Source organism: Pseudomonas sp. (assembly GCF_030690725.1).
Classification (GTDB): Bacteria; Pseudomonadota; Gammaproteobacteria; order Pseudomonadales; family Pseudomonadaceae; genus Aquipseudomonas.
On record NZ_JAUYGD010000030.1, the window covers coordinates 1 to 26,824 of the forward strand.

The following is a 26,824-nucleotide window of genomic DNA, read 5'->3' on the forward strand; positions in this document are numbered from 1 at the left end:
CGAGCCTGTTTTTAACGCCGCAGGGCCGACGCGCAGCAGATCGTAAATAGGTTCTCAGGACCATTCGGCTCGCCGCCCTTGGCCGTTGTTGCCCCAACCGCTAGACTGCCGGCCTTTTCGCCCCTCACCGTACCCTCGCCATGGCCGCCAAAGTCGAACCCTTCTGGAAACGCAAAACCCTCGAACAGCTGGATCAGGACGAGTGGGAATCGCTGTGCGATGGCTGCGGTCTGTGCTGCCTGCAAAAGCTTGAAGATGAGGACGATGGCAGCGTCTATTACACGCGTATCGCCTGCAAACTGCTGGATCTACAGACCTGCCGCTGCACCGACTACAGCAACCGACGCAAATTCGTTGCCGATTGCATCCAGCTGACCCCGGCTCAGGCCGACCAATTCCAGTGGCTGCCACCGACCTGCGCCTACCGCCTGGTCAGCGAGGGCAAGGATCTGCTGCTCTGGCATCATCTGGTGTGCGGCGACCCGGAGCAGGTGCACAAGCAGCGCATTTCCCAGGCTGGGCGCATGCTTAGCGAAAACAGCGTGGCCGAGGATGAGTGGGAAGACCATATGATCTTCCGCGCCGGCTGAACCTCGCCGACAAATGTCAGCCTAAACTCGCCTGAGTCACTGATTTGCACTGTGGAGCTTTGCCATGTTAATGCGCCGTTTGCTGCTGTCCGTTGTGCTGCTGAGCCTGAGTACGCCGCTGTGGGCGAAGAAGATCGATCTCGATTACCAGGTGCGCTTTCTGCCGGAAACCGAGCAAGCTGAGGTCAGCCTGACCCTGGAAGACGGCGCGCCGGTGATCAGCCTGGCGTTCAATCTGGGTGAGCAGGGCGTTTACAGCGACTTCAAGGCCGACGGCCAGTGGACGCAGAACAGCCCCGAGCTGGGCACCTGGCAGCCTGGCAAGGGCAAGTCGACCCTGAGCTACCGCGTGCGCATCAATAACGAGCGCAGCCCCGGACGCTTTGATGCGCGGATCACCAAGGACTGGGCTCTGCTGCGCGGCGATGACCTGGTGCCGGCGGTCAAGCTGCGTCAGGCCGACAAAACCGAGCTGGTCTCGCGTCTGCAGTTTGACCTGCCCAAGGGCTGGAAGAGTGTTGAAACCGGCTGGCCGCGGATCGGCAAGAACAAATTCCGCATCGACAACCCGCAGCGCAAGTTCGACCGCCCGACCGGCTGGATGGTGGCGGGCAAGATCGGCACCCGCCGCGCCAAGCTGGGCGAAACCGATGTGACTATTTCGGCTCCGGTTGGCGAGGGTATGCGGCGCATGGATGTAATGACCCTGCTGACCTTTGTCTGGCCGCATGCTCAGGAAGTGTTTCCGCGCGATCCAGCCAAGCTGCTGATCGTCGGTGCCGGTGACCCGATGTGGCGCGGCGGCCTGTCGGCGGCCAATTCCTACTACATGCACACGGACCGCCCGCTGGTCAGTGAGAACGGCACCAGCTCCCTGGTGCACGAACTGGTGCATGTATTCAGCCGAATCCGCGCCCGTGATCGCAGCGACTGGATCACCGAAGGTCTGGCCGAGTACTACGCCATCGAGCTGATGCGCCGCGCCGGCGGGCTCAGCGAGGAGCGCTACCAGAAAATCCGTGAGCAGTTGATCCGCTGGAGTAAGCCGGTGAACAGTCTGCGCACCGATAATTCCAGTGGCCCGGTCACCGCCCGCGCGGTGTTGCTGCTGCAGGAGCTGGATCGGGAAATCCGCCAGGCCACCAAAGGCACCACCCAGCCGCGTTCGCTGGATGACGTGACTCGCGGCCTGATGCGCCTGGAGAAGGCCAGCACCAAAGACTTTATCGAGATCAGCGAAAACGTCATGGGCCGCGCCTCGAAGACCCTGGACAACAAGCTGTTGCGCTAGCCCAAGGTTGGAACTCGCATGCGCCGCCTGCCGTCTCTCACTGCCTTGCGCACCTTCGAGTGCGCCGCCCGCCACGCCCACTTTGGGCGGGCGGCCGCTGAGCTGTGCGTCACCGACAGCGCAGTCAGCCATCAGATCCGCCAGCTTGAAGAACAGCTCGGCACGCCGCTGTTTGCTCGCGAAGGGCGTCAAGTCGTACCGACGCCTGCCGCGCGGCGTCTGTTGCAGCGTTTGCAGCAGGCGTTTGAGCTGATTGGCGAGGCCTGCGACGAGCTGCGTGACCCCGGCTCGCAGGTGGTGCTGCGTATCGCGCTAACCCCCGAACTGGCGCAGAAGTGGCTGGTCAGCCGCCTGGCCGACTTCAGCGACCGCTATCCGCAGATCACCCTGCATCTGCATGAACAACCGCTGGAAGCCTGCCTGCCGAGCCCGGATATCGATCTGGCGATCACCTACGGCACCGGCCCCGAGGATGCCAGCGCCTACTTCGTGCGGCCGCTGCCGACTCTGCAGTTCTTTCCGGTGTGCAGCCCCAGCCTGTTCAACCAGGGCGGCCTTAAACACCCGCGTGATCTGGCCCGGCATGGCCTGCTGCACGATGATCAGGACGGCAAGACCTGGACCGCCTGGCTAACCACCCATGCCGGTGATATCCAGCCCGCGCGTCATCTGTATCTCGGTCATGCCGGGCTGGCGCTGGAAGCGGCGGCGCAAGGGCAGGGCGTGGCCATGGGCGACAACCTCACGGCGGCTGAAGATCTGGCCAGCGGCCGCCTGATGCGCCCATTCAACGCCAGTGTGGCGGCGCTCGGGCAGTATGCGCTGGTCTGTGAACGCATCCGCCTGGAGAAGCCGGCGGTGGCAGACTTCTTAGATTGGCTGAATGATCACCTGGCTGAATGATGAATTGAATTCAGCTATTCCGTAATTATCGTCGTTGGAACCTTGGCCGGAGCGCCGCGTACTGTGTGGCCATCTTCCCCACAGGCATAAGGTGCATCCGATGGCGCGTTCCCTGACTTCCCTCCCTAAAGCCGATGGCTTCCGTCTGCCCGGCGAATTCGAACCCAAGGCCGGCTGCTGGCTCGGCTGGCCGGAGCGCACCGACGTGTGGCGCAACGGTGCCAAACCGGCGCAGAAGGTCTGGGTGGATATCGTTACGGCAATTGCCAGCAGCGAGCCGGTGACTGTGTGCGCCTCGGCCAGCCAGTACGCCAACGCCCGGCGTCAGCTGCCGGCCCATGTGCGGGTGGTGGAGATGACCTGCAACGACACCTGGTTCCGCGACAGCGGCCCGGCCTTTCTGGTGAATGACGACAGCGGCGAAGTGCGTGGTGTGGACTTCGAGTTCAATGCCTACGGTGGTCTCGACGGCGGCCTCTACTACCCATGGGACAAGGACGACCAGATCGCGCAGAAGATCCTGGAAATCGAAGGTTACGACCGCTACCGCGCGCCCTTTATTGCTGAGATGGGTGGCATCCAGACCGATGGCCAGCGCACTCTGCTGACCACCGAGCAGTGCCTACTCAACCGTAATCGCAACGCCCACCTGGGCAAGGAGGAGATGACTCGCCGTCTGCAGGACTACCTGGGCGCCGAGCAGGTGATCTGGTTGCCGCGCGGCTGCAAGTTCGATGAAACCGATGGCCATATTGATGACCTGGCCTGCTTTGTCCGCCCCGGTGTGGTGGTGCAGCAATGGACCGATGATCGCTCTGATCCGCAGTGGGAAATCTACCAGGAGGCCTACGACATCCTGCGCAGTACCCGCGACGCCCGTGGCCGCACGCTGGAAGTACACAAGCTGCCGCAGCCGCGTGTGCTGGAGTGGACAGCCGAAGAAGCCGAAGGCCTGGATCAGGATGAATCCACCCACACCCGCCAGGCCGGCACGCAGATCTGCGCCTCCTACATCAACTACTACGCCGGCAACTCGGCCATCGTCGTGCCGCTGTTCAACGACCCCTGCGACCGCATGGCCCAGGCCACCCTGGCCGAGCTGTTCCCCAAGCACCGGATTATCGGCATCGACAATTCGCGGGAAATCCTCCTCGGTGGCGGCAACGTCGCCTGCATCACCATGCCGCAATACGCCGCGCCCAAGCGCGCCTAGGAGGCTTCGATGAAACTGCATACCAGTCTGTTGGCGTTGGGCCTGGCAGCTAGCGTTCAAGCGCTGGCGGCCGAGGCGCCGAAGCAGGTCAATCTGTTTATCTGGGGCGAGTACCTGGCACCGGACACCCTGAGCAGTTTTGAACAGAAGACCGGGATCAAGGTGGTGGTCGACCACTTCGACTCGCTGGAAACCGTAGAGACCAAGCTGCTGACCGGGCGCAGCGGTTATGACCTGGTGCTCACCGCTGGCCAGCATCTGCAGCGGGCGATTCAGAGCGGCGCGCTGCAGCCGCTAAACAAGGCCGCAGTGCCGCATTTCGCCGGGCTGGATAGCGAGTTCACCGGGCATATGGCTGCGTTCGACCCGGGTAACCGTTACGCCGGGCTGTATGTTTGGGGCACTACGGGTTTTGGTTATCAGCAGCAGGCCATCAGCAAACGCATGGCCGATGCACCGACCGACAGCTGGGCCATGCTGCTCGATCCACAGGTGGTGGCGAAGTTTGCCGACTGCGGGGTGAGCTTTCTCAATGACCCCAATGAGGTGTTTGCGGCGGCGTTCCGTTACCTGGGGCTGGATATTAACCAGCAGAGTCTGGATGACCTGAAGCTGGCCGAAGCCCATCTGGCCAAGGTGCGGCCGTCGATCCGCTACTTCGACAACGACCGCAATATCACCGACCTGGCCAACGGCGATACCTGCCTGGCGATGTCATGGAATGGCAACGTGTCGATTGCCGCCGGCCAGGCTGAGCAGGCGGGCAAACCTTACAGCCTGCACTACAGCATCCCGCGTGAAGGTACGCTGATCTGGTTCGATGCGATGGTGATCCCCAAGGACGCACCGCACCCCGAGGCCGGATTGGCACTGATGGATCATCTGATGACGCCCGATGTCATCGGCGCCATCACCAACACCATCTACTACGCCAACGCTGTGCCAGCGGCCAATGCCACGGTCGATCCAGCCATCCTCGCTGATCCCGGCACCTACCCAGGGGCTGCCGTGCGTGCGCAGCTGTACACCAAGAACGACAACGCCAAGGCATTCAACCGCGCCTTGACCCGCGCCTTTAGTCGGCTTAAGTCGGGGTTGTAATGGCTGGCTGCGGCCTACTTGAGCCCAGGCCCGGACTTGGTGTTGATGCCTTTGGCCATGCGGTCGTAGAGCACCACATTGACGGTGGCGGCGAGGTTCATGCAGCCCTGGGTGGGGATGTAGATCACGTCCTCACACCAGTCGAGCACTTCCTTGCTCAGCGAGCCGTCTTCGGGGCCGAAGATATAGATGGCGCGGTCGGGGTGGGTGTATTGCGGCAGCGGCCGTGCGCCTTCGACCAGCTCCACGGCCACCGGCGTGCAGCCGATGGGGATGATCTGCTGCAGGTCTTCCACGCCGATCAGCGGAATATCCATATAGATGCGCTGGGTGTCGGTAATAAAGTCGCGGGCGCGGGCATAGCGTTTGCCGCTGTAGAACACCGAGGCGGCGCTATAGCAGCCGGCTGCGCGCATCACTGAGCCGACGTTTTCCGGGGATTTGGGGTTGAACAGGCCGATGCAGGCGTATCTCTTGTTGGCCACGGTGGCACTCGCACAGAATTTTCGAAGGGATTATTGAGGCCGCGCCAAGGTGGCGGGCGCCAAAAAAGACGTGAGTATACCTGTATGGCCGCGTGCTGATTTTTCTAGGCGCCAGCTTGCTGGCGATTTAAGGCTCAACAGCATCGCCAACACGTAGATTGACCAGAACGGTGCACTGCCGAGGCCAGGCCGGATACCGCCGTTGGTCAATGCCGTAGCCCGGATGCAATCCGGGTCAGCTCGCGCCGTACAGACCGTTCCCGGATTTCATCCGGGCTACAGGGTCAGTTCTTTTTCAGCCTTGCAGCTAGGTCGGCAAAGGGGTTGTGGGTCGCCTGGGCAGTCTTCGGTGTGCTCAGTGAGCCTTCGCTGAAGTACTGCTGGTCGGTGTAGCGCGAGTGTTCGTTGTCATGGCAGTACAGGCACAGCAGCTCCCAGTTGGAGCCGTCCTGCGGGTTGTTGTCGTGGTTGTGGTCGCGGTGGTGCACGGTCAGCTCGCTCAGGCGCTTGCCGGAAAACTCGCGGGCGCAGCGGCCGCAGACGTGCGGGTACATCTTCAGCGCCTTGTCGCGGTAGCCTTCTTCACGCGAGCGCTGGGCATCAGCGAGGATGCGGTCAAGCTTGCCGGTGGCGGAGGGGGATTTATCGCTGCTCATCTGGAATCTCGTACGGTGGTCATGCCGCCAGTCTAGCCTTGCCGGTGGTCAGTGAGAACCGCCCGTGCGGCACTTAACGCCGTGGTCGAGGCCCAAGTGAGTAACTGTATGGGAGATACCCGCATGCGCCTGACTACTCTGTTGTTTGTTTTAACCGCGCTTGCCAGCACTTCGCTGCTGGCTCAGCAACCGCCCAAAATGCCCGCCACGGCGCCTGCAGCGGGTGCCCCAGGTACTGCAACGCCGCAACCCTACGCACCGGCTGCGCCGCAGCATCTGCCAGCGCCAACCCGCAATAATCCGCCGTTGCTCAAGCAGGCACCGCTGCCGGAATCCAGCCAACCGCGTCGCGACCAGGAGCTGCCGTTGCTGAAAGAACAGCGCGAACGCAATACCCAGCCGCTGCCAAAGTCCGACGAGTGAGTTTTCGGTGCCTAGAGCTGTTGCTCGACCAACTGCCCATCAGCCATGCGCAAGCGCCGGGACATGGCGATAGCGATGGCGCGGATGACCTTGGCGGCGGTTTTTGGCGCTTCGCCGAGCATCTTGTCCAGGGAATCCCTGGCCAGCATCAGCAGGCTGCAGTCGCTCACGGCAATGCAGCTGGCTGAGCGGCGTTCGCCGTCGAGCACCGCCATCTCGCCAAAGGCGCGGCCCTTGCGCAGTTTGGCCAGTTCGATGGTTTCGCCGCTGGAATTGATCTTGCGCACCGATACCGCACCCGCATGGATGATGCACATAAAGGTGCCGGGGTCGCCCTCACGGCAGATGCTTGCCTCCGGGGCACATTTGCTGATGTTGAAGTAGCCGGCGGCGCTGAGCAGCTCATTGGGCGTGAGGCTGTCGAACAGGCCGCAGTCGAGCAGCATGTCGCGTATTTCATCAATCAGTTGGGAGTGGGCGGGCATGGACGGCAGCCTGGGTAGACGTGGCGCGAGGTCAGTCGCATAGATTGACCTTAGCCGTCTGCCACCTGGCTCGCCAGCGCCACTCGCGACCTGCTGCCGAGTGGCCTGAGAGGGGATTTACGATTTAAAAACTGAAACGTCGCATCACGCCTTGCAAGCGCCCGGACATGGCTTGCAGAGACTGGATGGCCTGCACGATGCCGCCCTGAGCCGCCGAGTTTTCTTCGACGATTTGCGCCACCCGTTCCACGCTCATGGCTACTTGCTCGCTGGCGGCGCGTTGCTCCTGCAGCGACAGCGAGATCACGCTGACCGCCTGTAGTGATTCATTCAGCGCCTGGCGAATCCCTGTCATCGAGCTGCCTGCCTGATCCACCAGCTGAGTACCAATGCTGACCCGCTCACAGCCGGCGGCCATGCTGTTTTTCGCCTTGTGCATGCCGCTATGAATGGCATCGACCAGGGCGATGATTTCCGTGGTCGAGTGGGCGGTGCGACCAGCCAGGCTACGTACTTCATCGGCCACCACGGCAAAGCCGCGACCTTGCTCACCGGCCCGTGCGGCCTCAATGGCGGCGTTGAGGGCGAGCAGGTTGGTTTGTTCGGCAATGCCGCGAATCACGTCGACAATTGCGCTGATATTGCGTGATTGCGCGGCCAGGGTTTCGACATCTTGCGAGCTCTCGGCTACCAGCTCGGCGATCTTGTGCATTTCTGTGGTGGCGCGGGCCATCACCGAAATGCCGGCATCGGTCATGTCGCCAGCTTTCTTCGCCATGTCGTAGGTTTGCTGGGCGTTTTCGGCAATGTGGTTGATGCTTACCGCCAGTTGCTCGACGGTGGCGGCCATGGCCGAGGCGGTGTCGCTCTGCACATTGGCGCTGGTCAGTACCTGCTCGGAGGAGGCGGCCAGTTGCAGGGTGGCGCATTCGATCTGCTCGGAGGCTTCGCCGATATTGCCGATCATGTCCTGTAGGCCACGGCGCATGCTCTGCACGGATTTCATCACGCCGGTCATCACCTGGTTGCCCAGACTCTTGCCACCATCTAAACGGCCTTCGGCGATGCGTGCGCTGATCTCTTCCAGCTCGCCAGGCTCGGCACCCAGTTGCCGGCTCATCAGGCGAATAAAATAGAACACCTGTGCCAGACCAATCAGCAGGGCAATCAGCAACACGCTGATGCTCAGGTTGAGGTTGCTGGCATAGGCGGCTTCGCCCAGCTGGTATTGGCGCTTGGCTTCCAGCAGCTGCACGTCGATCAGCTCGGCAAATTTTTCCGAGAGCGGGTCAATCAACGGGTAAAGCCGCTGGCTGGCAAAGGCGTCGATGCCGGCTTTATCGCCACGATTGAGCAGGCTTTGCAGTTCATTCAGTGGTTGCCGGACCTGTTCCATCAGCGGGTTGATCTGCTCGATCAGCTGGCTTTCCTCGCGGATCAGTTCGGTGGCCAGATAGGCCTGCCAGGTTTCCTCGATCCGCACCTGGGCCTGCTCGATCAGCTGTTGCGCGGTTTTTTCATCCAGCTCGCCACTGCGCGCCTTGTGCGTCGCATCGACGATATTGACGGCGTACAAGTCGGCAATCAGCTTGAGGTCGCGCAGCGGCACCACGCGATCCAGGTACACCGTTTGCAATCCCTTGACTGTGGCCTGCAGGCCATACAGACCAAGACCGCCGACACACAGCAGACCAAACAGCAGGCAGCCGGAGAGAAGGAATAGGTGGGTTCTGATCTTCCAGTTTTTCATCACAGACCGTCCATGGTGAGCAGGCAGTTGAATGGGCGAGATGGCAGTGCGCCAGCGTGCCATTCAGCCTAGTCGAACTTGCACGTCAGACAGGTTAAATCTGCATGAACGGTCAAGTAATTTTTCGCCCTAAACGTCCGCTGTTTAGCGCGAATTACTCTGAGCCTGCGCCGCTCTGCCAAGCCATATGACTACGGTTGGCAGAGCGGCAAGCTGGACTCAAACCAGGCCCAGCACCTTGAGGATAAATGCGTATTCCAGAGCGGCATCCTTGAGTGCCTGATAGCGGCCGCTCATGCCGCCGTGGCCGGCGTCCAGTTCGGTTTTCAGTAGCAGCAGGTTGCTGTCGGTTTTCTGCGCGCGCAGCTTGGCCACCCATTTGGCGGCTTCCCAGTACTGCACGCGGCTGTCGTTGTAGCCGGCTACCGCGAGAATCGCCGGGTAGGCCTGCGCCTGCACGTTCTCGTAGGGCGCGTAGCCTTTGATCCGCTCGAAGACCTCGGGCTGGTTTGGGTCGCCCCATTCGTCGTACTCGGTAACGGTCAGCGGCAGGTCGGGGTTCTGCATGGTGTTGAGCACATCGACAAACGGCACCTCGGCGATTGCTGCGGCGAACAGCTCTGGGCGCTGATTGAGTACCGCGCCCATCAGCAGGCCGCCCGCACTGCCGCCGCTGATGGCCAGCTGTGCCGGGCTGGTGTAGCCCTGAGCGATCAGGTGTTCGGCGCAGGCGATAAAGTCGCTGAACGAGTTCTGCTTGTGTTCCAGCTTGCCGGCACGGTACCAGGCTTCGCCCAGCTCGCCGCCGCCACGTACATGGGCGATGGCAAACACGAAACCACGATCAAGCAAGGACAGGCGCGCATGGGAGAACCAGGGGTCGAGGCTTTCGCCATAAGCGCCGTAGCCATACAGATAGAGCGGCGCAGCGGTGCCGAGCACCTCGCGTTTGGCCACCAGGCTGATCGGCACCTGACTGCCGTCGGCGGCAGTGGCCCACAGGCGCTGGCTGACATAGCTGTCGGCATCGAATGGTCCGAGTACCGGGGTTTGCTTGAGTACCACTTGCGCGCCCGTGGCCAGCGTCAGCTGACGCACCTGCGCCGGGCGATTGAGCGCTTCATAGCGCAGGCGAATGGCGGGGCTGTCGAATTCCAGGCTGTCCTGCACATAGAGGCTGTAGGCGGCGTCAGGTAGCTGCACGCGATAGGCCGCTTGCCCCTGCGGCTGCACTTCGATAATCGGCAGGCCGCCTTCGCGTAGGCTCAGCACCAGCGCTTGCTGATTAAGGCTAAAGCCTTCCAGCATCACTTCTGGGTCATGCTCGCGCAGCAATTGCCAAGCGCTGCGGCTCGGCGCTGCTTCGCTGGCAGCGAACAGGGCGAAGTTGATGCCGTGCTGGTTGCTGCGGATAAACCAGCTCCACTGGCCATTCAGCGTGCCGTGGTCGACGTCATATTCGTGGCCTTCTTCGCGTGGCGCCACGCAGCTGAACGCGGCGTGTGGGGTGGCAGCGTCCAGCACCCAGGCTTCGCTGGTGGTTTTGCTGCCCAGTTGCAGAATCAGCTGGCGCTCGGAGCTGCTGCGGTAGCAGCTGAGGAAGAAGCGCCCGTCCGGCTCGTGGAATACCAGTTCGGCCGCGTCAGTGCCGAGGCGATGGCGATACAGCTTGTGCGGGCGGTGAGTGTCGTCCAACTCGCCGAAGAACAGGGTCTGGCTGTCGTTGGCCCAGGTCATGCTGCCGTCGCATTCCTCGAACGGCAGCTCGATCAGGCTGTCGTCGGCCAGCTCTTTGACAAACAGCTGGTAGGTTTCCTCGCCGCTGGTGTCCAGGCTATAGGCCAGGCGTTGATGGTCAGGGCTGATGCTAAAGGCGCCGAGTGAGATAAAGCCGCCATCGGCCAGGGCATTGGGATCGAGCAGCAGCTGCTCACTGCTCTCATCGACCGTCAACGAACCATCGGCGGGTTTGCGGCAACGGTAATGCCGTGGGTATTCATCACCCGCTGTGGTGCGCTGATAATACAGATAAGGGCCCCAAGGTGACGGCAGGCTGAGGTCGGTTTCGCGGATGCGCCCCTTGATCTCTTGAAACAGGCTTTCGCGCAGCTGCAGTTGCTCACTGAGCTGCTGTTCCAGGTAGGCATTTTCCGCCTTGAGGTGGTCAAGCACCTCAGCGCTGTCGCGGTTTTCCAGCCAGCGATACGGGTCGGCAGCGTTGTCGACGCGGGCGATGGGGGCGTGTTGCATGGGGTAACTCCGTTGGGTTAGCGGCCGACAGCAGGGGCGCCTAAGCAGGCAAAAGCCGTTATCATAAGCGCCACTTCGCCCGTCGGCTGCTGAAATCTGTGCGCTTATGCGCCTGCGCCGTCCGGTCTTCAATGCCAGAGAATTTGCGTTTTATGACTGAAAACGACTACCTGCTTGCCTGGGGCGCCTATCTGGTGGCGGCTCTTGGTTGCCTGTTGGTGTGGTTTCGCCTGACCAGCTGGATGTGGCGTTACCTGCGTGAGCCGCTGCGCGTGCTGGTGTTGGTGCTGCTGTTCAGCCCGACCATTGTCGACCCCGGCAAGGAGCAGTTCGCCCCTGCGGTGGCGATTGCCGCCATGGACATGCTGCTTGGCGTGGGCAACAACGCCTGGCGAGCGGTGGCCGACCTGAGCATGTATGCGCTGATCGTGTTTGTCCTGTACCTGCTGTTTGTCGCTGTACGCTGGCCCGTGGAACGTTGGTGGCAGGCGCGCAAAGGGCCAGCGCCGATTGCCGATGACGAGCCGACCCTGCGCGAGATGATGGCGCGTGATGAACAGGATTTCGGCGACACCCGTTACGATTCCCGTGGCGACCGTCGCCTGCGCGTAGAGCCACGTTTGTAAGCTGCTCCGCGCCCTTGCACCGAGCGACACACCCGTTCAGCATGGCTCCTTATTGATTAAGGAGGGGTTATGGAGTGTGTGTTCTGTGCAATTGCCGCTGAGCAATTGCCTGCCGAGCGTATTTATGAGGGCGAATACTTTATCGTCCTGCTGGATATCTTTCCCCTGCGCCCGGCTCATGTGCTGATTGTCAGCCGCGACCATGCACCCTTTCTCAAAGACCTCTCCGCTGCCGCCTGTGATCAGTTGTTGCCCCTGGCGCAGCGCATGGCTGCGGCCCTGCGTGCGGCCGGTTATGGCGAGCAGGGCATCAATTTCTTGATCAACGACGGCCCTACCTCCAATCAGCATGTGCCGCACCTGCATCTGCACCTGATTCCACGGCGCAGCGGTGATGTCATGCAGTTGCTGTGGCGCGCTCTGACGCGTTTTCTGCCGTTCGCGCGCAAACGTATTGAGACCCGTCTTGCGATTGAGGCGCAGCAGCTGCGCGAGGCGTTACGCAATGTGTGAATTGTTGGGCATGAGCGCCAATGTGCCGACCGATATCGTGTTCAGCTTTACCGGCCTGATGCAACGCGGCGGCCGCACTGGCCCGCACCGCGATGGCTGGGGCATCGGTTTTTATGAAGGACGCGGCCTGCGCTTGTTTCAGGACCCGCGCGCCAGTAGTGAATCAGAGGTGGCGCAGCTGGTGCAGCGCTACCCGATCAAGAGCGAAGTGGTGATCGGGCATATCCGCCAGGCCAATGTCGGCCGCGTCTGCCTGGCCAACACCCATCCCTTTGTGCGCGAAATGTGGGGGCGCAACTGGTGCTTTGCCCATAACGGTCAGCTCGCCGACTTTGTTCCGCAACTAGATAACTACCGGCCGATTGGCGACACCGACAGCGAAGCGGCCTTTTGTGATCTGCTCAATCGCCTGCGCCAGGCGTTTCCCGAACCGGTGGCGGTGGAGCAGTTGCTGCCCACCCTGGTCAGTGCCTGCGCAGGCTATCGCCTGCAAGGTGTATTCAACTGCCTGCTCAGCGACGGCGATTGGCTGTTCAGCTTTTGCAGCAGCAAGCTGGCGCATATCACCCGGCGTGCACCGTTTGGCCCGGCGCATTTGAAAGATGCCGATATGCAGGTGGATTTTCAGGCGGAAACCACGCCCAATGACGTGGTCACGGTGCTGGCCACAGAACCCTTGACCGATAACGAGAGCTGGACGCTGTACCAGCCGGGTGAGTGGCGTTTATGGCGTGCTGGGGAATGTGTGGCACAAGGCCTAGCAGGCTGTTGAAAAACTACCTGCGTTGCCATCGCAGCGTTAAAAACAGGCTCAAAATGCTCATTTACAACTCGTAAACTCCGCTTTTTCGCCTGTTTTTGCCTTGCGCTGGCTGCCTCGCCTACGTTTTTTCAACAAACTGCTAACGGACTGAATGGGGGAGGGGACATGTTTAGAAGCTATCTGCGATTGGCCTTGTTTGCCCTGGGGTTGCTGGTTGGGGTGCAGGTGCCGGGGTTTATCGACGATTACAGCAAGCGCGTTGAGGCTCACCGCATCGAATCAGAATTGGGCCTCAAGGGCTTCCGGGAAACGGCTCGGCGCTTTTTCAAGGGTGATCTGGTCGCCTTGGTCGGCCATTATCAGGCCAGCGCCGACCCGGTGATGCGCAGCGATGCGCAGAGCCTGGGCACGCTGGTTGAGCGTTCGGCATTCCTTGAGCGTGAATCCAAGGCCATGCAAGGGCCCTGGTACGGCCAGGTCTGGCATCTGGCTACAGCGGCAGATCATGAGTTGATGGAAGAAACCTTCGCCGCCTACCGTTACCAGGTGCTGCTGGCCCCCGGAGCCATCGCCTGGGGCATTGCCTGCGCGATGTTGCTGGCCTGGTTGCTGGAAAGCCTGGCGCTGTTGGTCGGCATGCTGTTTGGTGCGGGCCGCAGCCAGAAGGTGCAGCAGCGGCACTGGCGCTAAGTTGAATCACACCAAGGGCTCGCAAGAGCCTTTGGTGCTTCTGCGAAACCGCTTCTTAAGCCTGCTTGCTGCCTTGAACGCAGGCGTCTTCGGTAACCGTCGGCTGAATCGGCAAGCTTTTAGGCCGCGACACCAGCAACACCCCCGCCAGCACCAGACCCGCGCCCGCCAGCTGGGCAAACGACACCGGCTCCGATAACAGCATCCAGGCGAAGACAATCGTCAGAATCGGCCCCAGTGTGCCAATCAGCACGGTACGCGCCGAGCCAATCAGGCGCAGTGCAGCCGATTGCCAGAAGATCGGCAGCACCGTGGAGAAAATTGCCATCGCCGCGCTGTAGGCATACACCGCCATCGGTTGCTGCAGTGCGGCAAGCGGCTGAGTGGCGAGGAAGTGAATCTGCGTGGCAAAAGTGGAAACGATTATTGCCAGGGCAGCAAAGCGAATGGTGCCCAGCCGGTGAATCGCCACCTCGGCCCCGGAGCTGTACAAGGCGTAGCACAGCGCAGAACCGAAAACGAAGGCAGCGCCGATCAGCACGGTATGCAGATCCTCCGCCACCTGTAGATCGTGGGCGAACGCCAGGCCGATACCGGCGTAGGTCAGCAGCAGCGCTGCAACCTGGCGCTTCTCCAGCCGCTTACCCATAAACAACACGCCGATCAGCACGGTCATGGTCGGGTAGATAAACAGAATCAAGCGTTCCAGCGCCGCCGAGATGTACTGCAGGCCAATAAAGTCGAGGATGCTGGCGCCGTAGTAACCCAGCAGGCCCAGGGCGATCAGCATGCCCCAGTCTCTGCGAGTCAGCGGCGGCGCAGCGCGGCATAACCACAGCGTGGCCCACAGCGCGATAGGCAGGGCAAAGCTCATGCGCAGCGCCAGCAGAGTGACCGCGTCTACCGGCGCAGCGGCGTAGGCCAGCTTGACGAAAATCGCCTTGAACGAGAAACCAAAGGCGGCGAGCACCGCCAGTGCGATGCCTAACCGTTCGGCTGACCAGGTTTTCCATGGCATGCTGAGTAACGTCCTAAAGAGTTGTGCTGAGCCGAATGATGCTGGGTATAGAATCCCTATGGAATTGGCTTTTTCATAAGTAATCGTTCGGGTTTAACTAACGCTATGCACTATGACCTGATAGATCTGCGCCTGTTTGTCGCCATCGCCGAAGCGAAAAACCTCACCCGAGGGGCCGAGCGCGTGCATCTGGCGGCCTCATCGGCCAGTCACCGCATGCGCCTGTTGGAAGCGTCGATTGGCACGCCGCTATTGCTGCGTGAGCCGCGCGGCGTCAGCCTGACCCGCGCCGGCGAGGCGCTGCTGCGCCATGCGCGTCAGGTGTTTGCCCAGCTCGAACAGATGCACGCCGACCTTACTCCCTACGCCAAAGGCGTGCGTGGCCATGTCAGCCTGTGGGCCAATACTCACGCCACCCATACCTTTCTGCCCGACAGCCTTTCGAGCTTTTTGCAGCGTCATCCGCAAGTCAGTATTTCGCTGGAGGAGCACACCAGCCCGCAGGTGCTGATGGCGGTGGCGCGCGGCGAGGTGGAAGTCGGCGTGGTGGCGGGGGCGATTGCGGACGCGGAGGTTGAGCTGATCCCATACCGGGCCGACCGGCTGGTGCTGATTGCACCGGTCGATCATCCACTGGCTGCGCAGGCCAGCAGTCTGTTTGCCCAGGTGCTGGATTACCCCTTTGTCATGCTGCATTCAGGCTCGGCGATTCACACCTTTACGATGAATGCGGCCGCCGCGTTGGGGCGACACCTGGAGGTGCGGATTCAGGTGCGCAGCTTTGAGGCGGTGTGCCGCATGGTCAGTGCTGGGGTTGGTATCGGCTTGGTGCCGCGCAGTGCGGTAACCGCTGGGGCGCAGCTGGCGGTGATTGAGCTGGAGGAACCCTGGGCGCAGCGTGATTTGAAGGTCTGTGTGCGCAAGCGCGAGCTGTTGTCGGGGTTTGCCGCGGCACTGGTCGACTGCCTCACCGCTCCGGAGTAACGCGCCTGCAAAAGAACAACGGGCCCTGCTGGGCCCGTTGGTTTTACTTGGAGAGAAACTTCATCCCGTCTTCCAGACCCTGCAGGGTCAGCGGGTACATCTGGCCTTCCAACAGCTCGCGCATGATGTTGGTCGAGGCGGTGTAGCCCCAGGTGTCCTTAGGGTAGGGGTTGATCCAGATAAGCTTTTTGTATTTCTCCATAAAGCGCTTGATCCAGAGGTAACCCGGCTCCTCGTTCCAGTGCTCGACGCTGCCGCCGGCCTGGGTGATCTCGTAAGGGGCCATGGCCGCGTCGCCGACAAACACCACCTTGTAGTCCGCGCCGTACTTGTGCAGCAGGTCCTGGGTGGAGAAGCGCTCGGAGGTGCGGCGCAGGTTGTTCTTCCACACCGACTCGTACACGCAGTTATGGAAGTAGAAGTACTCCATATGCTTGAACTCGGTCTTGCAGGCGGAAAACAGCTCCTCGCAGACCTTGACGTGGGCGTCCATCGAGCCGCCGATATCGAACAGGATCAGCAGCTTGACCGCGTTGCGCCGTTCCGGGCGCATCTGGATATTCAGCAGGCCGCCGTCTTTTGCGGTGTGGTCGATGGTGCCGTCCAGGTCCAGTTCGTCCTGCGCACCCTGGCGAGCGAACTTGCGCAGGCGGCGCAGGGCCACCTTGATATTGCGCGTACCCAGCTCGACCTGATCGTCGAGGTTCTTGTACTCGCGCTGGTCCCAGACCTTGACCGCCTTGCCCTGGCGCTTGCCCGCGTCGCCCACACGAATGCCTTCCGGATTGAAGCCGCCGGAGCCGAACGGGCTGGTGCCGCCGGTGCCGATCCACTTGTTGCCGCCCTCGTGGCGTTCCTTCTGCTCTTCGAGGCGCTTCTTGAACTCCTCGATCAGCTTGTCCAGGCCGCCGAGGGATTCGATCTTGGCGCGTTCTTCATCGGTCAGCGAACGCTCGAATTCCTTGCGCAGCCACTCATCGGGGATCAGTGCCTCGATATGCTGGTTAAGGTTTTCCAGGCCCTTGAAGTAGGCGCCGAACGCGCGGTCGAACTTGTCGAAATGCCGTTCGTCCTTGACCAGGATGGTGCGCGAGAGGAAATAGAACTCGTCCATATCGGCGAACACCACGTTGTGTTTCAACGCGTTGATCAGGTCGAGCAGCTCACGCACCGACACCGGCACCTTGGCGGCGCGCATTTCATTAAACAGGTTGAGCAGCATGGCTGCGTCCTCACAGGATATTGCGAACAGTCCCCTCTCCCTTGAGGGAGAGGGTTAAGGTGAGGGTGTACAGGCGACACCGACCTGGCCGGGTGCTCACCATCAGACGGCCCCCCTCACCCCAGCCCTCTCCCCGGGGGGAGAGGGGGCTTAAAACTCAACGACTGGCGCGGCGGCTCATAAACGCCAGGCGCTCGAGCAGTTGCACGTCCTGCTCGTTTTTCACCAGGGCGCCGGCCAGCGGCGGGATGGCCTTGGTCGGATCGCGCTCGCGCAGCACCGCTTCGCCGATATTGTCGGCCATCAGCAGCTTCAGCCAATCGACTAGTTCGCTAGTGGAAGGCTTCTTCTTCAGGCCCGGCACCTTGCGCACGTCGAAGAACACATCCAGTGCTTCGGCCACCAGGTCCTTCTTGATGTTGGGGTAGTGCACATCGACGATCTTCTGCAGGGTCACGCGGTCCGGGAAGGCGATGTAGTGGAAGAAGCAGCGGCGCAGGAAGGCGTCCGGCAGTTCCTTCTCGTTGTTCGAGGTGATGATGATGATCGGGCGCTTTTTCGCCTTGATCGTCTCGTCGGTCTCGTAAACGTAGAACTCCATCTTGTCGAGTTCTTGCAGCAGGTCGTTGGGGAACTCAATGTCGGCCTTGTCGATCTCGTCGATCAACAGGATCACCCGCTCATCGCTCTCGAAGGCTTCCCACAGCTTGCCTTTCTTGATGTAGTTGCGAACGTCGTGAACCTTGTCGGAATCCAGCTGCGAATCGCGCAGGCGGCTGACCGCGTCGTACTCGTACAGGCCCTGATGGGCCTTGGTGGTGGATTTGATGTGCCAGGTGATCAGGCGTGCGCCAAAGGACTCGGCCAGCTGCTCGGCGAGCATGGTTTTACCCGTGCCCGGTTCGCCCTTGACCAGCAGCGGACGCTCCAGGGTAATCGCGGCGTTGACCGCCAACTTGAGGTCGTCGGTGGCGACGTACGACTGGGTGCCTTCGAACTTCATCGGTAAATCCTCGAACGGTAACGTGCAGGGTAATACCCGCGGGTTCAGTATTTCAAAAGGCGACTATACCGCGCAGTTCCGACGACTGTGAACGCAGACGCGCCATTCAGTCACTGAATGGCGGGTCACGTTTTGCACGTCACCGGAGCCAACCGGTACTTCTCTCCGCTCTGCGCCCCACTGGACGGCAGGGCCTGCGCGTCATAGGCTTCAGAGATTGTGAAAATATCGAGCGCAACGCCGCAGCCAACGTTTTTGGCGATCCGTAGGGTGTCACTCGCCGCAGGCAGTGCACCGTGGTTCAGTGGCGCGGCAGAAAGCTGGCGGGTTGTCGCTGCACGCCGAACGGATCGCCGCCCGAACCGCCCGACGCCCCGAACGGACTACCGATGTTTGAAGCAATCGCAGTAAGTGAATGTTTTTTCACAAGCTCTCAGCCCTTCTCCCGGCCGCAGAACACAAGGACACCGCCATGAGCCGCATCTTCGCAGACAACGCACAAACCATCGGTAACACCCCACTGGTCAAGATCAACCGCCTCGGCCCGGCGGGCGTCACCATCCTGGCCAAGATCGAAGGGCGTAATCCAGCCTATTCGGTGAAGTGCCGGATCGGCGCCAGCATGGTCTGGGACGCGGAGGAGCGTGGCCTGCTCAAACCCGGCATGACCATCGTTGAACCAACATCGGGCAATACCGGCATCGGCCTGGCCTTCGTCGCGGCGGCGCGCGGCTACCAGTTGCTGCTGACCATGCCCGCCTCGATGAGCCTGGAGCGGCGCAAGGTGCTCAAGGCCCTGGGTGCCGAACTGGTGCTGACCGAACCGGCCAAGGGCATGAAGGGCGCCATCGAGCGCGCCACGGAAATCGCCGCCGCCAACCCCGCCAAGTACTTCATGCCGCAACAGTTCAACAACCCGGCCAACCCGGCGATCCACGAAACCACCACCGGCCCGGAAATCTGGAACGACACCGATGGCGCGGTCGATGTGCTGGTCTCGGGCGTCGGCACCGGCGGCACCATCACCGGCGTGTCGCGCTACATCAAGCTAGCCCGGGGCAAGGCGATTCTCTCGGTGGCGGTCGAACCGACCAACTCGCCAGTGATCAGCCAGACCATCGCCGGCGAAGAACTCAAGCCCAGCCCGCACAAGATCCAGGGCATCGGCGCCGGCTTCGTCCCGGACAACCTCGACCTGACCATGGTCGATCGCGTCGAACTGGTCAGCGACGAAGACTCCAAGGCCGTGGCGCTGCGGCTGATGCGCGAAGAAGGCATCCTCTGCGGCATCTCCTGCGGCGCCGCCATGGCTGCGGCCCTGCGTATCGCCGCCGAACCGGCCATGCAAGGCAAAACCATCGTGGTCATCCTGCCCGACTCCGGCGAACGCTACCTGAGCAGCATGCTGTTCAGCGACATGTTCAGCGAACAGGAACTGGTGCAGTAAACACCCGTCGGACCGTAGCCCGGATAAGCGCCAGCGCAATCCGGCAGACCGCTCCCCGGATTGCGCCAAGGCTTATCCGGGCTACGAATCTACGAACCTGTCGGCCAGCACCGACCGTAGCCCGAATAAGCGCCAGCGCAATACGGGAAGGCGATGGTGCGGGTCGTGGACTTGCCGAATGTGCCGCCGATCGCGGTGATGGGTATCGCTGCGCTCAGCCTGCGGGCCCGACGGATCGCCGCCCGCACCATCCTGCGGGCGGCGATGTGGGGCTCTTGTAGGATGGCGTTGAGCGCAGCGATACCCATCGATAGTCATACGCATCGCCGGTCATTCAATGGAGCAGCCTAAATAGCGGTTGGGGTAAATGCGTTCCTCCCCAGTTTTTTGCCTGCGTGAAATTTCCGTTGACCGTATCGGTCTTGTGTGTATTGTGTGTATAGATTATTAGCTCACGGCTTACGCTCGCGTGCAGGGTATGCACCATGGACAAGCGGCAGGGAGGCGGGATGCGCAGTCGGGAGGTGATTGAGTTAATCGAGGCGGTAGGGTGGTATGAGGTGGCAGTGAAGGGAAGCCATCACCAATTCAAGCACCCGACCAAGGCGGGGAGGGTGACGGTTCCGCATCCCAAGTCAGAAATACCCAAGGGAACATTGCACAGCATACTGAAGACCGCCGGCCTCAAGTGAGGCCAGCACGAAACAGCGAACCGACCACGAGCGGTTCAACTTTTCGGAGAGAGCACCAATGAAATTTCCAGTCGTACTGCACAAAGATACCGATTCGGATTTCGGGGTGACCGTGCCCGATGTACCGGGCTGCTTTTCGGCCGGCGCCACCGTTTCGCAAGCACTGGAAAACACAGAAGAAGCCCTGGCGCTGCATTTTGAAGGGTTGGTGGCGGACGGTGCGGAACTTCCCCAGGCACAAGAAATAGACGTTCATCTGGTTAATCCCGACTATGCCGGCGGTCTGTGGGCGGTGGTCGATTTCGACGTGACGCCATACCTGGGCAAGTCCGTGAGGTTCAATGCCTCCTTGCCGGAAAACCTGCTGCATCGTATCGATGAGCGGGTGCAGAAGGATCGCCGTTACGCCTCGCGTTCGGGATTTCTGGCCACTGCTGCGTTGCGAGAGTTGGGCTCCTGAAACAGGGCGGTTCCATCGAGGCAACAGCAAAGCATCACAGCCAAAGCGGATCGCCGCCCGGCCACTCCCACCAAGAGCGATTGGCTTGACGGCCAAATCGGATCCGCCTGGCCCCTCTATATAGTTTTTCGGGCTGTTCAAATGCTGGGTGGCGTGCTAAAAACACTCTATCGAGTGATCTAGCCGCTTGAAAAAGAAGGGAAAAACATGACCAAGTCGGAGTTGATCGAAAGGATCGTCACCCACCAAGGGCAGCTCTCAAACAAAGATGTCGAGCTGGCCATCAAAACCATGCTGGAACCGATGTCCCAGGCTTTGGCTCCGGGTGACCGTATTGAAATCCGCGGCTTCGGCAGTGTTTCTCTGCACTACCGCGCGCCGCGAGTCGGACGTAATCCGAAAACGGGCGATTCGGTTCGCCTCGATGGCAAATTCGTACCGCACTTCAAACCGGGCAAAGAGCTGCGCGATCGGGTCAACGAAGACGAGTAGGGCTGTGCCTGTTTTGCCCTGGAGCATTTCTTCGTGTCAGCGGTTGTGAAAAAGCGCAGCAGCGTCCCGCTCGAAGCGCAACGACAACCCGCCAGCTTTTGCGCCGCGCCGCCGAACCAATGGTGCACTGCCTTCGGCGAGTGACACCCTACGGATTGCGGGTTACTCCAGATCCGGCGAATTGCTCCAGGCCGTAGGGCGGCCTCGGAGCGCAGCGACAGCCCGCCAGCTTTTGTGCCGCGGCGATGAACCAATGGTGCACTGCCTTCGGCGAGTGACACCCTACGGATTGCGGATTGATGTCCCTCTCTTCACTCGTACGAGTGGCCCTCGGCAACCTTCTATTAGCCTGTTTTTCAGATCCGTGCGCAGTTCAGTCACGAATTAATTGTTTTTTTGCACTGCTTTATGCAAATTTTAGGGTGCGCTGAACTTTGTTTGGAAAAGGCTGCCATATTTCTTCTTGATGTATGTGGATATCTATTCTGTTGGCCGGCTAATGGCGTCAGCAGGCTGCTTAGGGACGAGCTATAGAAAACTGTTTGCTTCGGAGCCTCCCTAAATATGCAAGACCAATCCCCACGATCCTTCCACGATGACGAGATCGACTTGGTCGAACTGTTTCAATCCCTGTTCAAGCAAAAGTATCTGATCCTGGCTGTCGCCGCTCTGGTGACTCTTATGGCGGCTGCCTATGCGTTTCTGGCCACGCCGCACTACCAGGTACAGAGCGTATTGCGTCCGGTTGATCACGGCAGTCTCGACGAACTGAATGGTACCGGCGTCTACGAGCTGACCCCGAGCGAGGCGCTAAAGCGCATAGGTGCAGGGCTTTCCTCCTATGAAAATCGCCTGGCGTTCTTTCGTGATCATCAGGCGCTTTTCGGCGGTCTGATCGAGCCGGGCCGTTCGCTGGAACAGACGTTTGAAGCGTTCAATCGAACGTCCTTCACCATGCTCCAAGTCGACCCTAAAAAAGCCGGCCAGAGCGAGTTTGTCGGCCTGTCGCTGACCTACCCGCGGGGCGTGGAGGGGGTGGATGTGGTCAATGGCCTTGTCACCTTTGTGCTGGAGACCGAGCGGGCGCGAATAGATTCGGATTTGAAGGTGCTGATTGCCAATCGCTTGCTTAACATCGAGCAGAAGATTAACGCGGCACGGGCCAACTATGCCGCGAGCAAAGAGGCACAGATCGCCGCTCTGCTCGAGCAGGACACCTTGACCCGGGCCCAGTTGCAGGATGAACTCAAAGCCTTGCGCGCCGAGTTGAAAACCCGGCGGCAGTCGCGCATCGCGGTTTTGGACGAGGCCATTCAGATTGCCGAATCGCTGGGTATTCAGAATCCCACCACCCCCTCATCCATGTCCGACACGCTGCGCCAGGGGCAGGTGGTGCGCACCGAAGTGAGCAGCCGGGAAATTCCGCTTTATTTCATGGGCAGCGCAGCCTTGAAGGCCGAGCGCGAGGCATTGAACGCACGCCGCTCGGACGACTTTATCGAACCGCGAATTGCCGAGATCGAGAAGGAACTGACGCTGCTGAACCACAACCGCCAGGTAGAAATCCTCGAAAAGCGTCAGAACGAAGACCTCTACCTCAAGGATCTGGCGGAGTGGCGCCAGGAGGCGGCGCAACTCAAGGGGATCAAGTTTGACACCAGCGCATTACAGCTGATGCGGCTGGATCAGCAAGCGCTCAAACCGCTCGCGCCAGTCAAGCCGAAGAAAGCCCTGATCATCGCCTTGGGTGGGGTGGCGGGGCTGATGCTCGGTGTTTTCGCAGCCTTGCTGCGCAATTTGCTGCGCCCTAAAAGGCAAATGGCGTGAGCGAGGTTGGCTAGATCAACTCCTCGGATCACGCCGGAACTCATCCAGGCTGCTGTCACGCAACAAACCCCGGTATCCAATGCGCGACCTACCCAAGCAGCATCACTCCGACTCAGCTTCTTAGCCTGAATAGGCATGGGTGGGCTACAGTGCGTCAAGCACAAAACCGTTTGATTGTGCCCACGCTCCGTGTGGGCTGCAGAACGAACGCTTGGCGTCCATAGGCGATGAGGGGCAGGGTGCCCAAGCGGTTCTCGTAAGTGGCGTGGTAGCGCGTGAACAATTATTCGCACAGCCCCCTGCGCTTTGACTGACCCTTGCGGCCCACGACTCATGCGGGCTGTGACAGGTGTCACAAGGTTCCCGTCTATCCGTCCGTGGCGACAAAATCGCTGTCAAGACTTGTAATGTCATACGCTACTGGCACAATGCCGCGCAATTACTGCTGGCAGGATTGGCGCAAACCCTGATGCCCCAATCAATGGCTGAGTCGGACAACCACCACAAGGATAGTTGTCTACCTGTTGGCGCATTTGTGATGCCCTTTTAGAAGATGGATCTTGATCGTGAATGCAATTTCTTCCGCGATGCCGCAGAACTCCAGTGATGAAATCGACCTGGCCGCGCTGTTCCGCGCGCTCTGGGAACAGAAGCTACTGATAGTCTCTGTCACGCTGTTGGTTGGCCTGCTGGCGGCGGCATATGCTTTTCTGGCGACGCCTGAATACCAGGTGCAAAGCGTGCTACGTCCGGCGGTAATCAAAGACCTCGATGCGCTTAACCGCACGGGTGTTTACGAGCTCGCCCCGGGCCAAGCCCTGCAGCGTGTCGGCGCCACCTTGGAGTCTTACGACAGTCGCCTGGAGTTCTTTCGCACCAACCAGGGCTTGTTCGAAAGCCTGCGCCAGCCGAATCGCAGCCTCGAGCAAACCTTCGAAAGCTTCAACCAGCAAGCCTTCAAGATGCTCCTGCCCGATCCGAAGAAGACCGATAATCTGAGTGCTTATATCGGCATCCAGTTGACTTATCCCGAGGACGTCAACGGCGTCGCCCTGGTCAATGGCTTGGTCGAGCACAGCGTTCAGTTAGAACGCGAGCGCATCGCCGCCGACCTGGCCGTGGTCATTCAAAACCGCCTGAACCAACTCGAGCTGCAGATGGCCGCCGCGCGCGCCAGTTATGAAGCGACCAAAGAATCGAGGATCGCCAAGCTGCTCGAGGCCGACAACCTCAAGCGCGCAGAGCTGCAAGACGAACTCAAGGCCCTGCGCCAGCAGCTCAAGACCCGTCGCGACAACCGTGTTGCCCAGTTGGATGAGTCCATCCGCATCGCCAAGACCCTTGGCATCGTCAAACCGACCACCCCCTCGGCTCTGGGCGAGGGCGAGCGGGTTTCGCAGGGCAGCGTGATCCGCACCGAGGTCAACAGCCAGCAGATACCGCTCTATTTCATGGGCAGCGAAGCGCTCGAGGCCGAACGCAATGCCTTGCTGCAACGCCGTTCCGACGATTTCACCGAGCCGCGTGTTGCGCAGATCGCCAAGGAGCTGCAATTGCTGGCGAACAATCGGCAGATTGAAGTGCTCAATAAGCGTGAAAACGAAGACCTGTTTCTCAAGAAACTGGCCAGCTGGCGTGAAGAGGCCGCACGCTTGCGCAACCTCAACGTCGATGTTTCAACCCTCAAGCTGGCCATGATCGACCAGTTGGCGATGCAGCCGATCAAGCCGATCAAGCCGAAGAAGGCCCTGATTCTGGCCCTGGGCCTAGTGCTCGGCGGCATGCTCGGCCTGTTCATCGCCCTGCTGCGCAATATGCTGCGGCGTAAGCCTGAAACTTTTGCCCAGACGCACGCAGCTCGAGAGCCTGCATACAGCCTGTAGGAGGATCAGCCCCGTCCGCCGCATTGTCGCGCTGCAAACTGGGGGGTAACGTGTCTGTCGGCTTGTGGATACCTGTGGGAGGGGCCGTGCGGCGCTCCGCTTTAGCCGCGAAGCTCTTGAGGCGCTTTGATCGTTCCCACGTCGAACCGTCCGCGTGAGCATGCGTCCGGGCCAAGCATCAAATAGTCTATATGTCGGCTTGGTCAGGCTTATTTCACCTCCTGCCGGCCTGTAATGAACGTAAACTGAAGCGAACAGGCTGAGAATAAAGGCGCAGCATGAGCAACGAAGACATCCGCTGGCTACAGCGCTTGCAAAATTTCAGCAAGGCGCAGGCTCAACTCGATGAGGCCATGGTACTGATGCAGGCGCGTAGCCTGTCGAAACTGGAAAAGCAGGGCGTTATCCAGGCCTTCGAGTACACCTACGAGCTTGGCTGGAACAGTCTCAAGGATTATCTGGTCTGGCAAGGTATCCCAGGCATCGTTGGCTCCAGGGATGCAATCCGCGAAGGGTTCAGCAAAGGCCTGCTGGCCGATGGGCAGGGTTGGATGGACATGCTGGTAGATCGTAATCGCACATCGCATACCTATAACGAAGAAACGGCCGAGGCAATATTGCAAAATATCCAGCAGCACCATCATCCATTGTTGAAGGCGCTGGAGCAGACGCTACTCGAACGTGCGGCAAAAGAATCATGAGCGAGTTGCAGGGCAGCGGCCTGCCGGCTGCAAGTATTAAAGCGATTCAGCAGGTGTTTCATCGTTGCCCCGGTATTCGGCAAGCGATCCTCTACGGCTCGCGAGCCAAAGGTAACTTCCGCCCGGGTTCGGATATCGACCTCACACTCAAGGGTGATATGACCTACAAGGAACTGCTGCGAATCGAAACAGAACTGGATGACTTATTGCTGCCCTACAAAATCGATCTTTCCCTGTACGAGTCGCTGGATAATCCTGCGCTGATCGAACACATCGACCGGGCGGGCATACCCTTCTACACGGCAAGCGATAGCTGAAGCATCCTCTGCCAAGCATGCAGAAACGCGCGTAGGAGCGGCCGTAGGAGCGGCTTCAGCCGCGAAGCTCTTGATACATATACACGTACACGCACACACAAGCGGCCCCTCGGCCGCAGCAATGGACCGCAGCCGGCAAGGCAGCACTCGCCGGCCATCGTTAATGGACTAACAGGGATCGACACATGGCCTACCCCGACATCCTCCACCACGGCGCCAAAGACGGCGTCACCGGCTCCTGCCATCAACTGCTGATGGACGCCGAGCACAGCCTGTTGATCGACTGCGGCCTGTTCCAGGGCGCGGAGACCTCGGCCGGAGGCAAATCCTCTGCCGACCGTATGGCCATCGAGTTCCCCCTGGACACGATCAAGGCCCTGGTCGCCACCCACGTGCATATCGATCACGTCGGGCGCATCCCCTATCTGCTGGCCGCCGGTTTCAAAGGGCCGATTCTCTGCAGCGAGCCTTCGGCCAAGCTGCTGCCCATCGTCCTGGAAGACGCCTTCAAGCTCGGCTTCAGTCGCGATCAGAAGCAGGTCGAACGCTACATCAAGCTGATCGAGCAGCGCATCATCGCCTTGCCCTACAAGACCTGGTTCAGCCTGCACGAAAGCCCGAGCCTTAGCTGCCGCATCCGCCTGCAGCGCGCCGGGCACATCCTCGGCTCGGCCTATGTGGAGATCGACCTGCACTACCCCGAGACCGGCGAGAAGAAACGCATCGTCTTCTCCGGCGACCTGGGCGCGCCGCATGCGCCGCTGTTGCCAGCACCCAAGCCGCCGTATCGCGCCGACATCCTGGTGATCGAGAGCACCTACGGCGACCGCCTTCACGAAGACCGCCGCACCCGCCGCCAGCGTCTGGAAAGCGTCATCGAACAAGCCCTGGCCTACAACGGCACCGTGCTGATCCCGGCCTTCAGCATCGGCCGCACCGTGGAACTGCTCTACGAGCTGGAAGACATCATCCACAGCAAAAAACTCGATGTCTCGCGCTCAGTAGAAAACGTCAGCAGGAATCCAGAAGTGAACGCTGC

The 26,824-nt window shown here is 60.6% G+C and carries 28 protein-coding genes and 1 pseudogene; 20 read left to right on the forward strand and 9 right to left on the reverse strand.

Translation table 11 applies throughout. From position 1 onward, the window contains the following. Positions 1-140 precede the first annotated feature (140 nt). The 5 genes from Q8O69_RS05515 to Q8O69_RS05535 all read left to right on the forward strand — a co-directional run bounded on the left by Q8O69_RS05515 (position 141) and on the right by Q8O69_RS05535 (position 5,098). Entirely contained in the window at positions 141-590 is a 450-nt protein-coding gene (locus tag Q8O69_RS05515) for a YcgN family cysteine cluster protein (protein ID WP_160087331.1), read from the forward strand. Positions 591-654: 64 nt separating this feature from the next. After that, positions 655-1,881, forward strand: coding sequence for a hypothetical protein (locus Q8O69_RS05520; protein ID WP_275962521.1), 1,227 nt, complete (start codon positions 655-657; stop codon positions 1,879-1,881). An 18-nt stretch (positions 1,882-1,899) separates the two neighbouring features. Beyond that, positions 1,900-2,784 (forward strand): LysR substrate-binding domain-containing protein, encoded by an 885-nt coding sequence (locus Q8O69_RS05525; protein ID WP_305590231.1) that lies wholly within the window; start codon positions 1,900-1,902, stop codon positions 2,782-2,784. Positions 2,785-2,884: 100 nt separating this feature from the next. Further along, a complete protein-coding gene (gene aguA, locus Q8O69_RS05530; protein ID WP_305590233.1) occupies positions 2,885-3,997 on the forward strand; it encodes an agmatine deiminase in 1,113 nt (370 codons plus the stop codon). Positions 3,998-4,006: 9 nt separating this feature from the next. After that, positions 4,007-5,098: an extracellular solute-binding protein gene (locus tag Q8O69_RS05535; RefSeq protein WP_305590235.1), complete on the forward strand. Its 1,092-nt coding sequence runs from the start codon at positions 4,007-4,009 to the stop codon at positions 5,096-5,098. A 14-nt stretch (positions 5,099-5,112) separates the two neighbouring features. Here the strand turns inward: Q8O69_RS05535 and Q8O69_RS05540 are convergent, their stop codons facing one another. Then, positions 5,113-5,583, reverse strand: coding sequence for an RNA methyltransferase (locus tag Q8O69_RS05540; RefSeq protein ID WP_090253162.1), 471 nt, complete (start codon positions 5,581-5,583; stop codon positions 5,113-5,115). 284 nt (positions 5,584-5,867) lie between these two features. Beyond that, positions 5,868-6,239 (reverse strand): YajD family HNH nuclease, encoded by a 372-nt coding sequence (locus tag Q8O69_RS05545; RefSeq protein WP_275962525.1) that lies wholly within the window; start codon positions 6,237-6,239, stop codon positions 5,868-5,870. A 123-nt stretch (positions 6,240-6,362) separates the two neighbouring features. Here Q8O69_RS05545 and Q8O69_RS05550 point away from each other — a divergent pair, with 123 nt between their 5' ends. Further along, positions 6,363-6,662 carry a hypothetical protein gene (locus tag Q8O69_RS05550; RefSeq protein ID WP_275962526.1) on the forward strand — a complete coding sequence of 100 codons (300 nt, stop codon included), beginning with the start codon at positions 6,363-6,365 and terminating at the stop codon, positions 6,660-6,662. 11 nt (positions 6,663-6,673) lie between these two features. Here the strand turns inward: Q8O69_RS05550 and Q8O69_RS05555 are convergent, their stop codons facing one another. The 4 genes and pseudogenes from Q8O69_RS05555 to Q8O69_RS05565 all read right to left on the reverse strand — a co-directional run bounded on the left by Q8O69_RS05555 (position 6,674) and on the right by Q8O69_RS05565 (position 11,147). Next, positions 6,674-7,147 (reverse strand): Crp/Fnr family transcriptional regulator, encoded by a 474-nt coding sequence (locus Q8O69_RS05555; protein WP_305590238.1) that lies wholly within the window; start codon positions 7,145-7,147, stop codon positions 6,674-6,676. 124 nt (positions 7,148-7,271) lie between these two features. Further along, complete coding sequence (locus tag Q8O69_RS22110; RefSeq protein WP_371136052.1) at positions 7,272-8,267, reverse strand: methyl-accepting chemotaxis protein; 996 nt, start codon at positions 8,265-8,267, stop codon at positions 7,272-7,274. Between the two features lie 102 nt (positions 8,268-8,369). After that, positions 8,370-8,960, reverse strand: a pseudogene (locus Q8O69_RS22115) (Tar ligand binding domain-containing protein); the annotation flags it as partial. Positions 8,961-9,116: 156 nt separating this feature from the next. Further along, positions 9,117-11,147: a S9 family peptidase gene (locus Q8O69_RS05565; RefSeq protein ID WP_305590242.1), complete on the reverse strand. Its 2,031-nt coding sequence runs from the start codon at positions 11,145-11,147 to the stop codon at positions 9,117-9,119. A 152-nt stretch (positions 11,148-11,299) separates the two neighbouring features. Between Q8O69_RS05565 and Q8O69_RS05570 the strand changes: the two genes are divergently transcribed. The 4 genes from Q8O69_RS05570 to Q8O69_RS05585 all read left to right on the forward strand — a co-directional run bounded on the left by Q8O69_RS05570 (position 11,300) and on the right by Q8O69_RS05585 (position 13,739). Beyond that, complete coding sequence (locus tag Q8O69_RS05570; protein ID WP_305590244.1) at positions 11,300-11,773, forward strand: MFS transporter; 474 nt, start codon at positions 11,300-11,302, stop codon at positions 11,771-11,773. Between the two features lie 69 nt (positions 11,774-11,842). Next, positions 11,843-12,286, forward strand: coding sequence for an HIT family protein (locus Q8O69_RS05575; protein ID WP_305590246.1), 444 nt, complete (start codon positions 11,843-11,845; stop codon positions 12,284-12,286). Then, positions 12,279-13,058 (forward strand): class II glutamine amidotransferase, encoded by a 780-nt coding sequence (locus Q8O69_RS05580; RefSeq protein WP_305590248.1) that lies wholly within the window; start codon positions 12,279-12,281, stop codon positions 13,056-13,058. The genes Q8O69_RS05575 and Q8O69_RS05580 overlap by 8 nt, the downstream gene beginning before the upstream one ends. Positions 13,059-13,214: 156 nt before the next feature. Then, positions 13,215-13,739, forward strand: a complete 525-nt coding sequence (locus Q8O69_RS05585) for a DUF2937 family protein (RefSeq protein ID WP_305590250.1) — start codon at positions 13,215-13,217, stop codon at positions 13,737-13,739. Between the two features lie 55 nt (positions 13,740-13,794). Here the strand turns inward: Q8O69_RS05585 and Q8O69_RS05590 are convergent, their stop codons facing one another. Beyond that, positions 13,795-14,757: a DMT family transporter gene (locus Q8O69_RS05590; RefSeq protein ID WP_305590252.1), complete on the reverse strand. Its 963-nt coding sequence runs from the start codon at positions 14,755-14,757 to the stop codon at positions 13,795-13,797. Between the two features lie 105 nt (positions 14,758-14,862). On the opposite strand from Q8O69_RS05590, the gene Q8O69_RS05595 reads away from it, so the two are divergent. Further along, the gene (locus Q8O69_RS05595) at positions 14,863-15,741 is read left to right on the forward strand and encodes a LysR substrate-binding domain-containing protein (RefSeq protein ID WP_305590254.1); all 879 of its coding nucleotides are present in this window, start codon (positions 14,863-14,865) and stop codon (positions 15,739-15,741) included. Between the two features lie 43 nt (positions 15,742-15,784). On the opposite strand, the gene Q8O69_RS05600 is transcribed toward Q8O69_RS05595, so the two are convergent. Both Q8O69_RS05600 and Q8O69_RS05605 read right to left on the reverse strand, forming a co-directional pair. Next, on the reverse strand, positions 15,785-16,963 hold the full coding sequence (locus tag Q8O69_RS05600; protein ID WP_305590256.1) for a VWA domain-containing protein: 1,179 nt from the start codon (positions 16,961-16,963) through the stop codon (positions 15,785-15,787). A gap of 157 nt (positions 16,964-17,120) precedes the next feature. Next, positions 17,121-17,966 (reverse strand): MoxR family ATPase, encoded by an 846-nt coding sequence (locus Q8O69_RS05605; RefSeq protein WP_305590258.1) that lies wholly within the window; start codon positions 17,964-17,966, stop codon positions 17,121-17,123. A 472-nt stretch (positions 17,967-18,438) separates the two neighbouring features. On the opposite strand from Q8O69_RS05605, the gene cysK reads away from it, so the two are divergent. From cysK to Q8O69_RS05650, 9 genes are all read left to right on the forward strand, one after another. Further along, on the forward strand, positions 18,439-19,413 hold the full coding sequence (gene cysK / locus Q8O69_RS05610) for a cysteine synthase A (RefSeq protein WP_305590260.1): 975 nt from the start codon (positions 18,439-18,441) through the stop codon (positions 19,411-19,413). Positions 19,414-19,922: 509 nt separating this feature from the next. Further along, positions 19,923-20,105: a type II toxin-antitoxin system HicA family toxin gene (locus Q8O69_RS05615; RefSeq protein WP_305590276.1), complete on the forward strand. Its 183-nt coding sequence runs from the start codon at positions 19,923-19,925 to the stop codon at positions 20,103-20,105. Positions 20,106-20,163: 58 nt separating this feature from the next. Beyond that, complete coding sequence (locus Q8O69_RS05620) at positions 20,164-20,565, forward strand: type II toxin-antitoxin system HicB family antitoxin (RefSeq protein WP_305590262.1); 402 nt, start codon at positions 20,164-20,166, stop codon at positions 20,563-20,565. A 207-nt stretch (positions 20,566-20,772) separates the two neighbouring features. Beyond that, positions 20,773-21,057 carry an integration host factor subunit beta gene (gene ihfB / locus Q8O69_RS05625; protein ID WP_305590264.1) on the forward strand — a complete coding sequence of 95 codons (285 nt, stop codon included), beginning with the start codon at positions 20,773-20,775 and terminating at the stop codon, positions 21,055-21,057. Between the two features lie 564 nt (positions 21,058-21,621). Further along, positions 21,622-22,884 (forward strand): Wzz/FepE/Etk N-terminal domain-containing protein, encoded by a 1,263-nt coding sequence (locus Q8O69_RS05630; protein WP_305590266.1) that lies wholly within the window; start codon positions 21,622-21,624, stop codon positions 22,882-22,884. A gap of 566 nt (positions 22,885-23,450) precedes the next feature. After that, on the forward strand, positions 23,451-24,767 hold the full coding sequence (locus Q8O69_RS05635) for a Wzz/FepE/Etk N-terminal domain-containing protein (protein ID WP_305590268.1): 1,317 nt from the start codon (positions 23,451-23,453) through the stop codon (positions 24,765-24,767). A gap of 278 nt (positions 24,768-25,045) precedes the next feature. Beyond that, a complete protein-coding gene (locus Q8O69_RS05640) occupies positions 25,046-25,468 on the forward strand; it encodes a nucleotidyltransferase substrate binding protein (RefSeq protein WP_305590270.1) in 423 nt (140 codons plus the stop codon). Then, positions 25,465-25,785, forward strand: a complete 321-nt coding sequence (locus Q8O69_RS05645; RefSeq protein WP_305590272.1) for a nucleotidyltransferase family protein — start codon at positions 25,465-25,467, stop codon at positions 25,783-25,785. Before Q8O69_RS05640 ends, Q8O69_RS05645 begins: the two co-directional genes overlap by 4 nt. 185 nt (positions 25,786-25,970) lie before the next feature. Next, positions 25,971-26,824, forward strand: an 854-nt coding sequence (locus Q8O69_RS05650; protein ID WP_305590274.1) for an MBL fold metallo-hydrolase, incomplete at its 3' end; no start/stop codon positions are given.

Excerpts from the sequence above, each read along its gene's own strand:
- Q8O69_RS05600 (WP_305590256.1), bottom strand. The coding sequence starts at position 16,963 with ATGCTGCTCAACCTGTTTAATGAAATGCGCGCCGCCAAGGTGCCGGTG.
- Q8O69_RS05515 (WP_160087331.1), top strand. The coding sequence starts at position 141 with ATGGCCGCCAAAGTCGAACCCTTCTGGAAACGCAAAACCCTCGAACAG.
- Q8O69_RS05535 (WP_305590235.1), top strand. The coding sequence starts at position 4,007 with ATGAAACTGCATACCAGTCTGTTGGCGTTGGGCCTGGCAGCTAGCGTT.
- Q8O69_RS05570 (WP_305590244.1), top strand. The coding sequence starts at position 11,300 with ATGACTGAAAACGACTACCTGCTTGCCTGGGGCGCCTATCTGGTGGCG.
- ihfB (WP_305590264.1), top strand. The coding sequence starts at position 20,773 with ATGACCAAGTCGGAGTTGATCGAAAGGATCGTCACCCACCAAGGGCAG.
- Q8O69_RS05615 (WP_305590276.1), top strand. The coding sequence starts at position 19,923 with ATGCGCAGTCGGGAGGTGATTGAGTTAATCGAGGCGGTAGGGTGGTAT.
- Q8O69_RS05645 (WP_305590272.1), top strand. The coding sequence starts at position 25,465 with ATGAGCGAGTTGCAGGGCAGCGGCCTGCCGGCTGCAAGTATTAAAGCG.
- Q8O69_RS05605 (WP_305590258.1), bottom strand. The coding sequence starts at position 17,966 with ATGAAGTTCGAAGGCACCCAGTCGTACGTCGCCACCGACGACCTCAAG.
- cysK (WP_305590260.1), top strand. The coding sequence starts at position 18,439 with ATGAGCCGCATCTTCGCAGACAACGCACAAACCATCGGTAACACCCCA.
- Q8O69_RS05555 (WP_305590238.1), bottom strand. The coding sequence starts at position 7,147 with ATGCCCGCCCACTCCCAACTGATTGATGAAATACGCGACATGCTGCTC.
- Q8O69_RS22110 (WP_371136052.1), bottom strand. The coding sequence starts at position 8,267 with ATGAGCCGGCAACTGGGTGCCGAGCCTGGCGAGCTGGAAGAGATCAGC.
- Q8O69_RS05590 (WP_305590252.1), bottom strand. The coding sequence starts at position 14,757 with ATGCCATGGAAAACCTGGTCAGCCGAACGGTTAGGCATCGCACTGGCG.
- Q8O69_RS05595 (WP_305590254.1), top strand. The coding sequence starts at position 14,863 with ATGCACTATGACCTGATAGATCTGCGCCTGTTTGTCGCCATCGCCGAA.
- Q8O69_RS05585 (WP_305590250.1), top strand. The coding sequence starts at position 13,215 with ATGTTTAGAAGCTATCTGCGATTGGCCTTGTTTGCCCTGGGGTTGCTG.
- Q8O69_RS05565 (WP_305590242.1), bottom strand. The coding sequence starts at position 11,147 with ATGCAACACGCCCCCATCGCCCGCGTCGACAACGCTGCCGACCCGTAT.
- Q8O69_RS05545 (WP_275962525.1), bottom strand. The coding sequence starts at position 6,239 with ATGAGCAGCGATAAATCCCCCTCCGCCACCGGCAAGCTTGACCGCATC.
- Q8O69_RS05575 (WP_305590246.1), top strand. The coding sequence starts at position 11,843 with ATGGAGTGTGTGTTCTGTGCAATTGCCGCTGAGCAATTGCCTGCCGAG.
- Q8O69_RS05520 (WP_275962521.1), top strand. The coding sequence starts at position 655 with ATGTTAATGCGCCGTTTGCTGCTGTCCGTTGTGCTGCTGAGCCTGAGT.
- aguA (WP_305590233.1), top strand. The coding sequence starts at position 2,885 with ATGGCGCGTTCCCTGACTTCCCTCCCTAAAGCCGATGGCTTCCGTCTG.
- Q8O69_RS05550 (WP_275962526.1), top strand. The coding sequence starts at position 6,363 with ATGCGCCTGACTACTCTGTTGTTTGTTTTAACCGCGCTTGCCAGCACT.
- Q8O69_RS05640 (WP_305590270.1), top strand. The coding sequence starts at position 25,046 with ATGAGCAACGAAGACATCCGCTGGCTACAGCGCTTGCAAAATTTCAGC.
- Q8O69_RS05620 (WP_305590262.1), top strand. The coding sequence starts at position 20,164 with ATGAAATTTCCAGTCGTACTGCACAAAGATACCGATTCGGATTTCGGG.
- Q8O69_RS05525 (WP_305590231.1), top strand. The coding sequence starts at position 1,900 with ATGCGCCGCCTGCCGTCTCTCACTGCCTTGCGCACCTTCGAGTGCGCC.
- Q8O69_RS05630 (WP_305590266.1), top strand. The coding sequence starts at position 21,622 with ATGCAAGACCAATCCCCACGATCCTTCCACGATGACGAGATCGACTTG.
- Q8O69_RS05580 (WP_305590248.1), top strand. The coding sequence starts at position 12,279 with ATGTGTGAATTGTTGGGCATGAGCGCCAATGTGCCGACCGATATCGTG.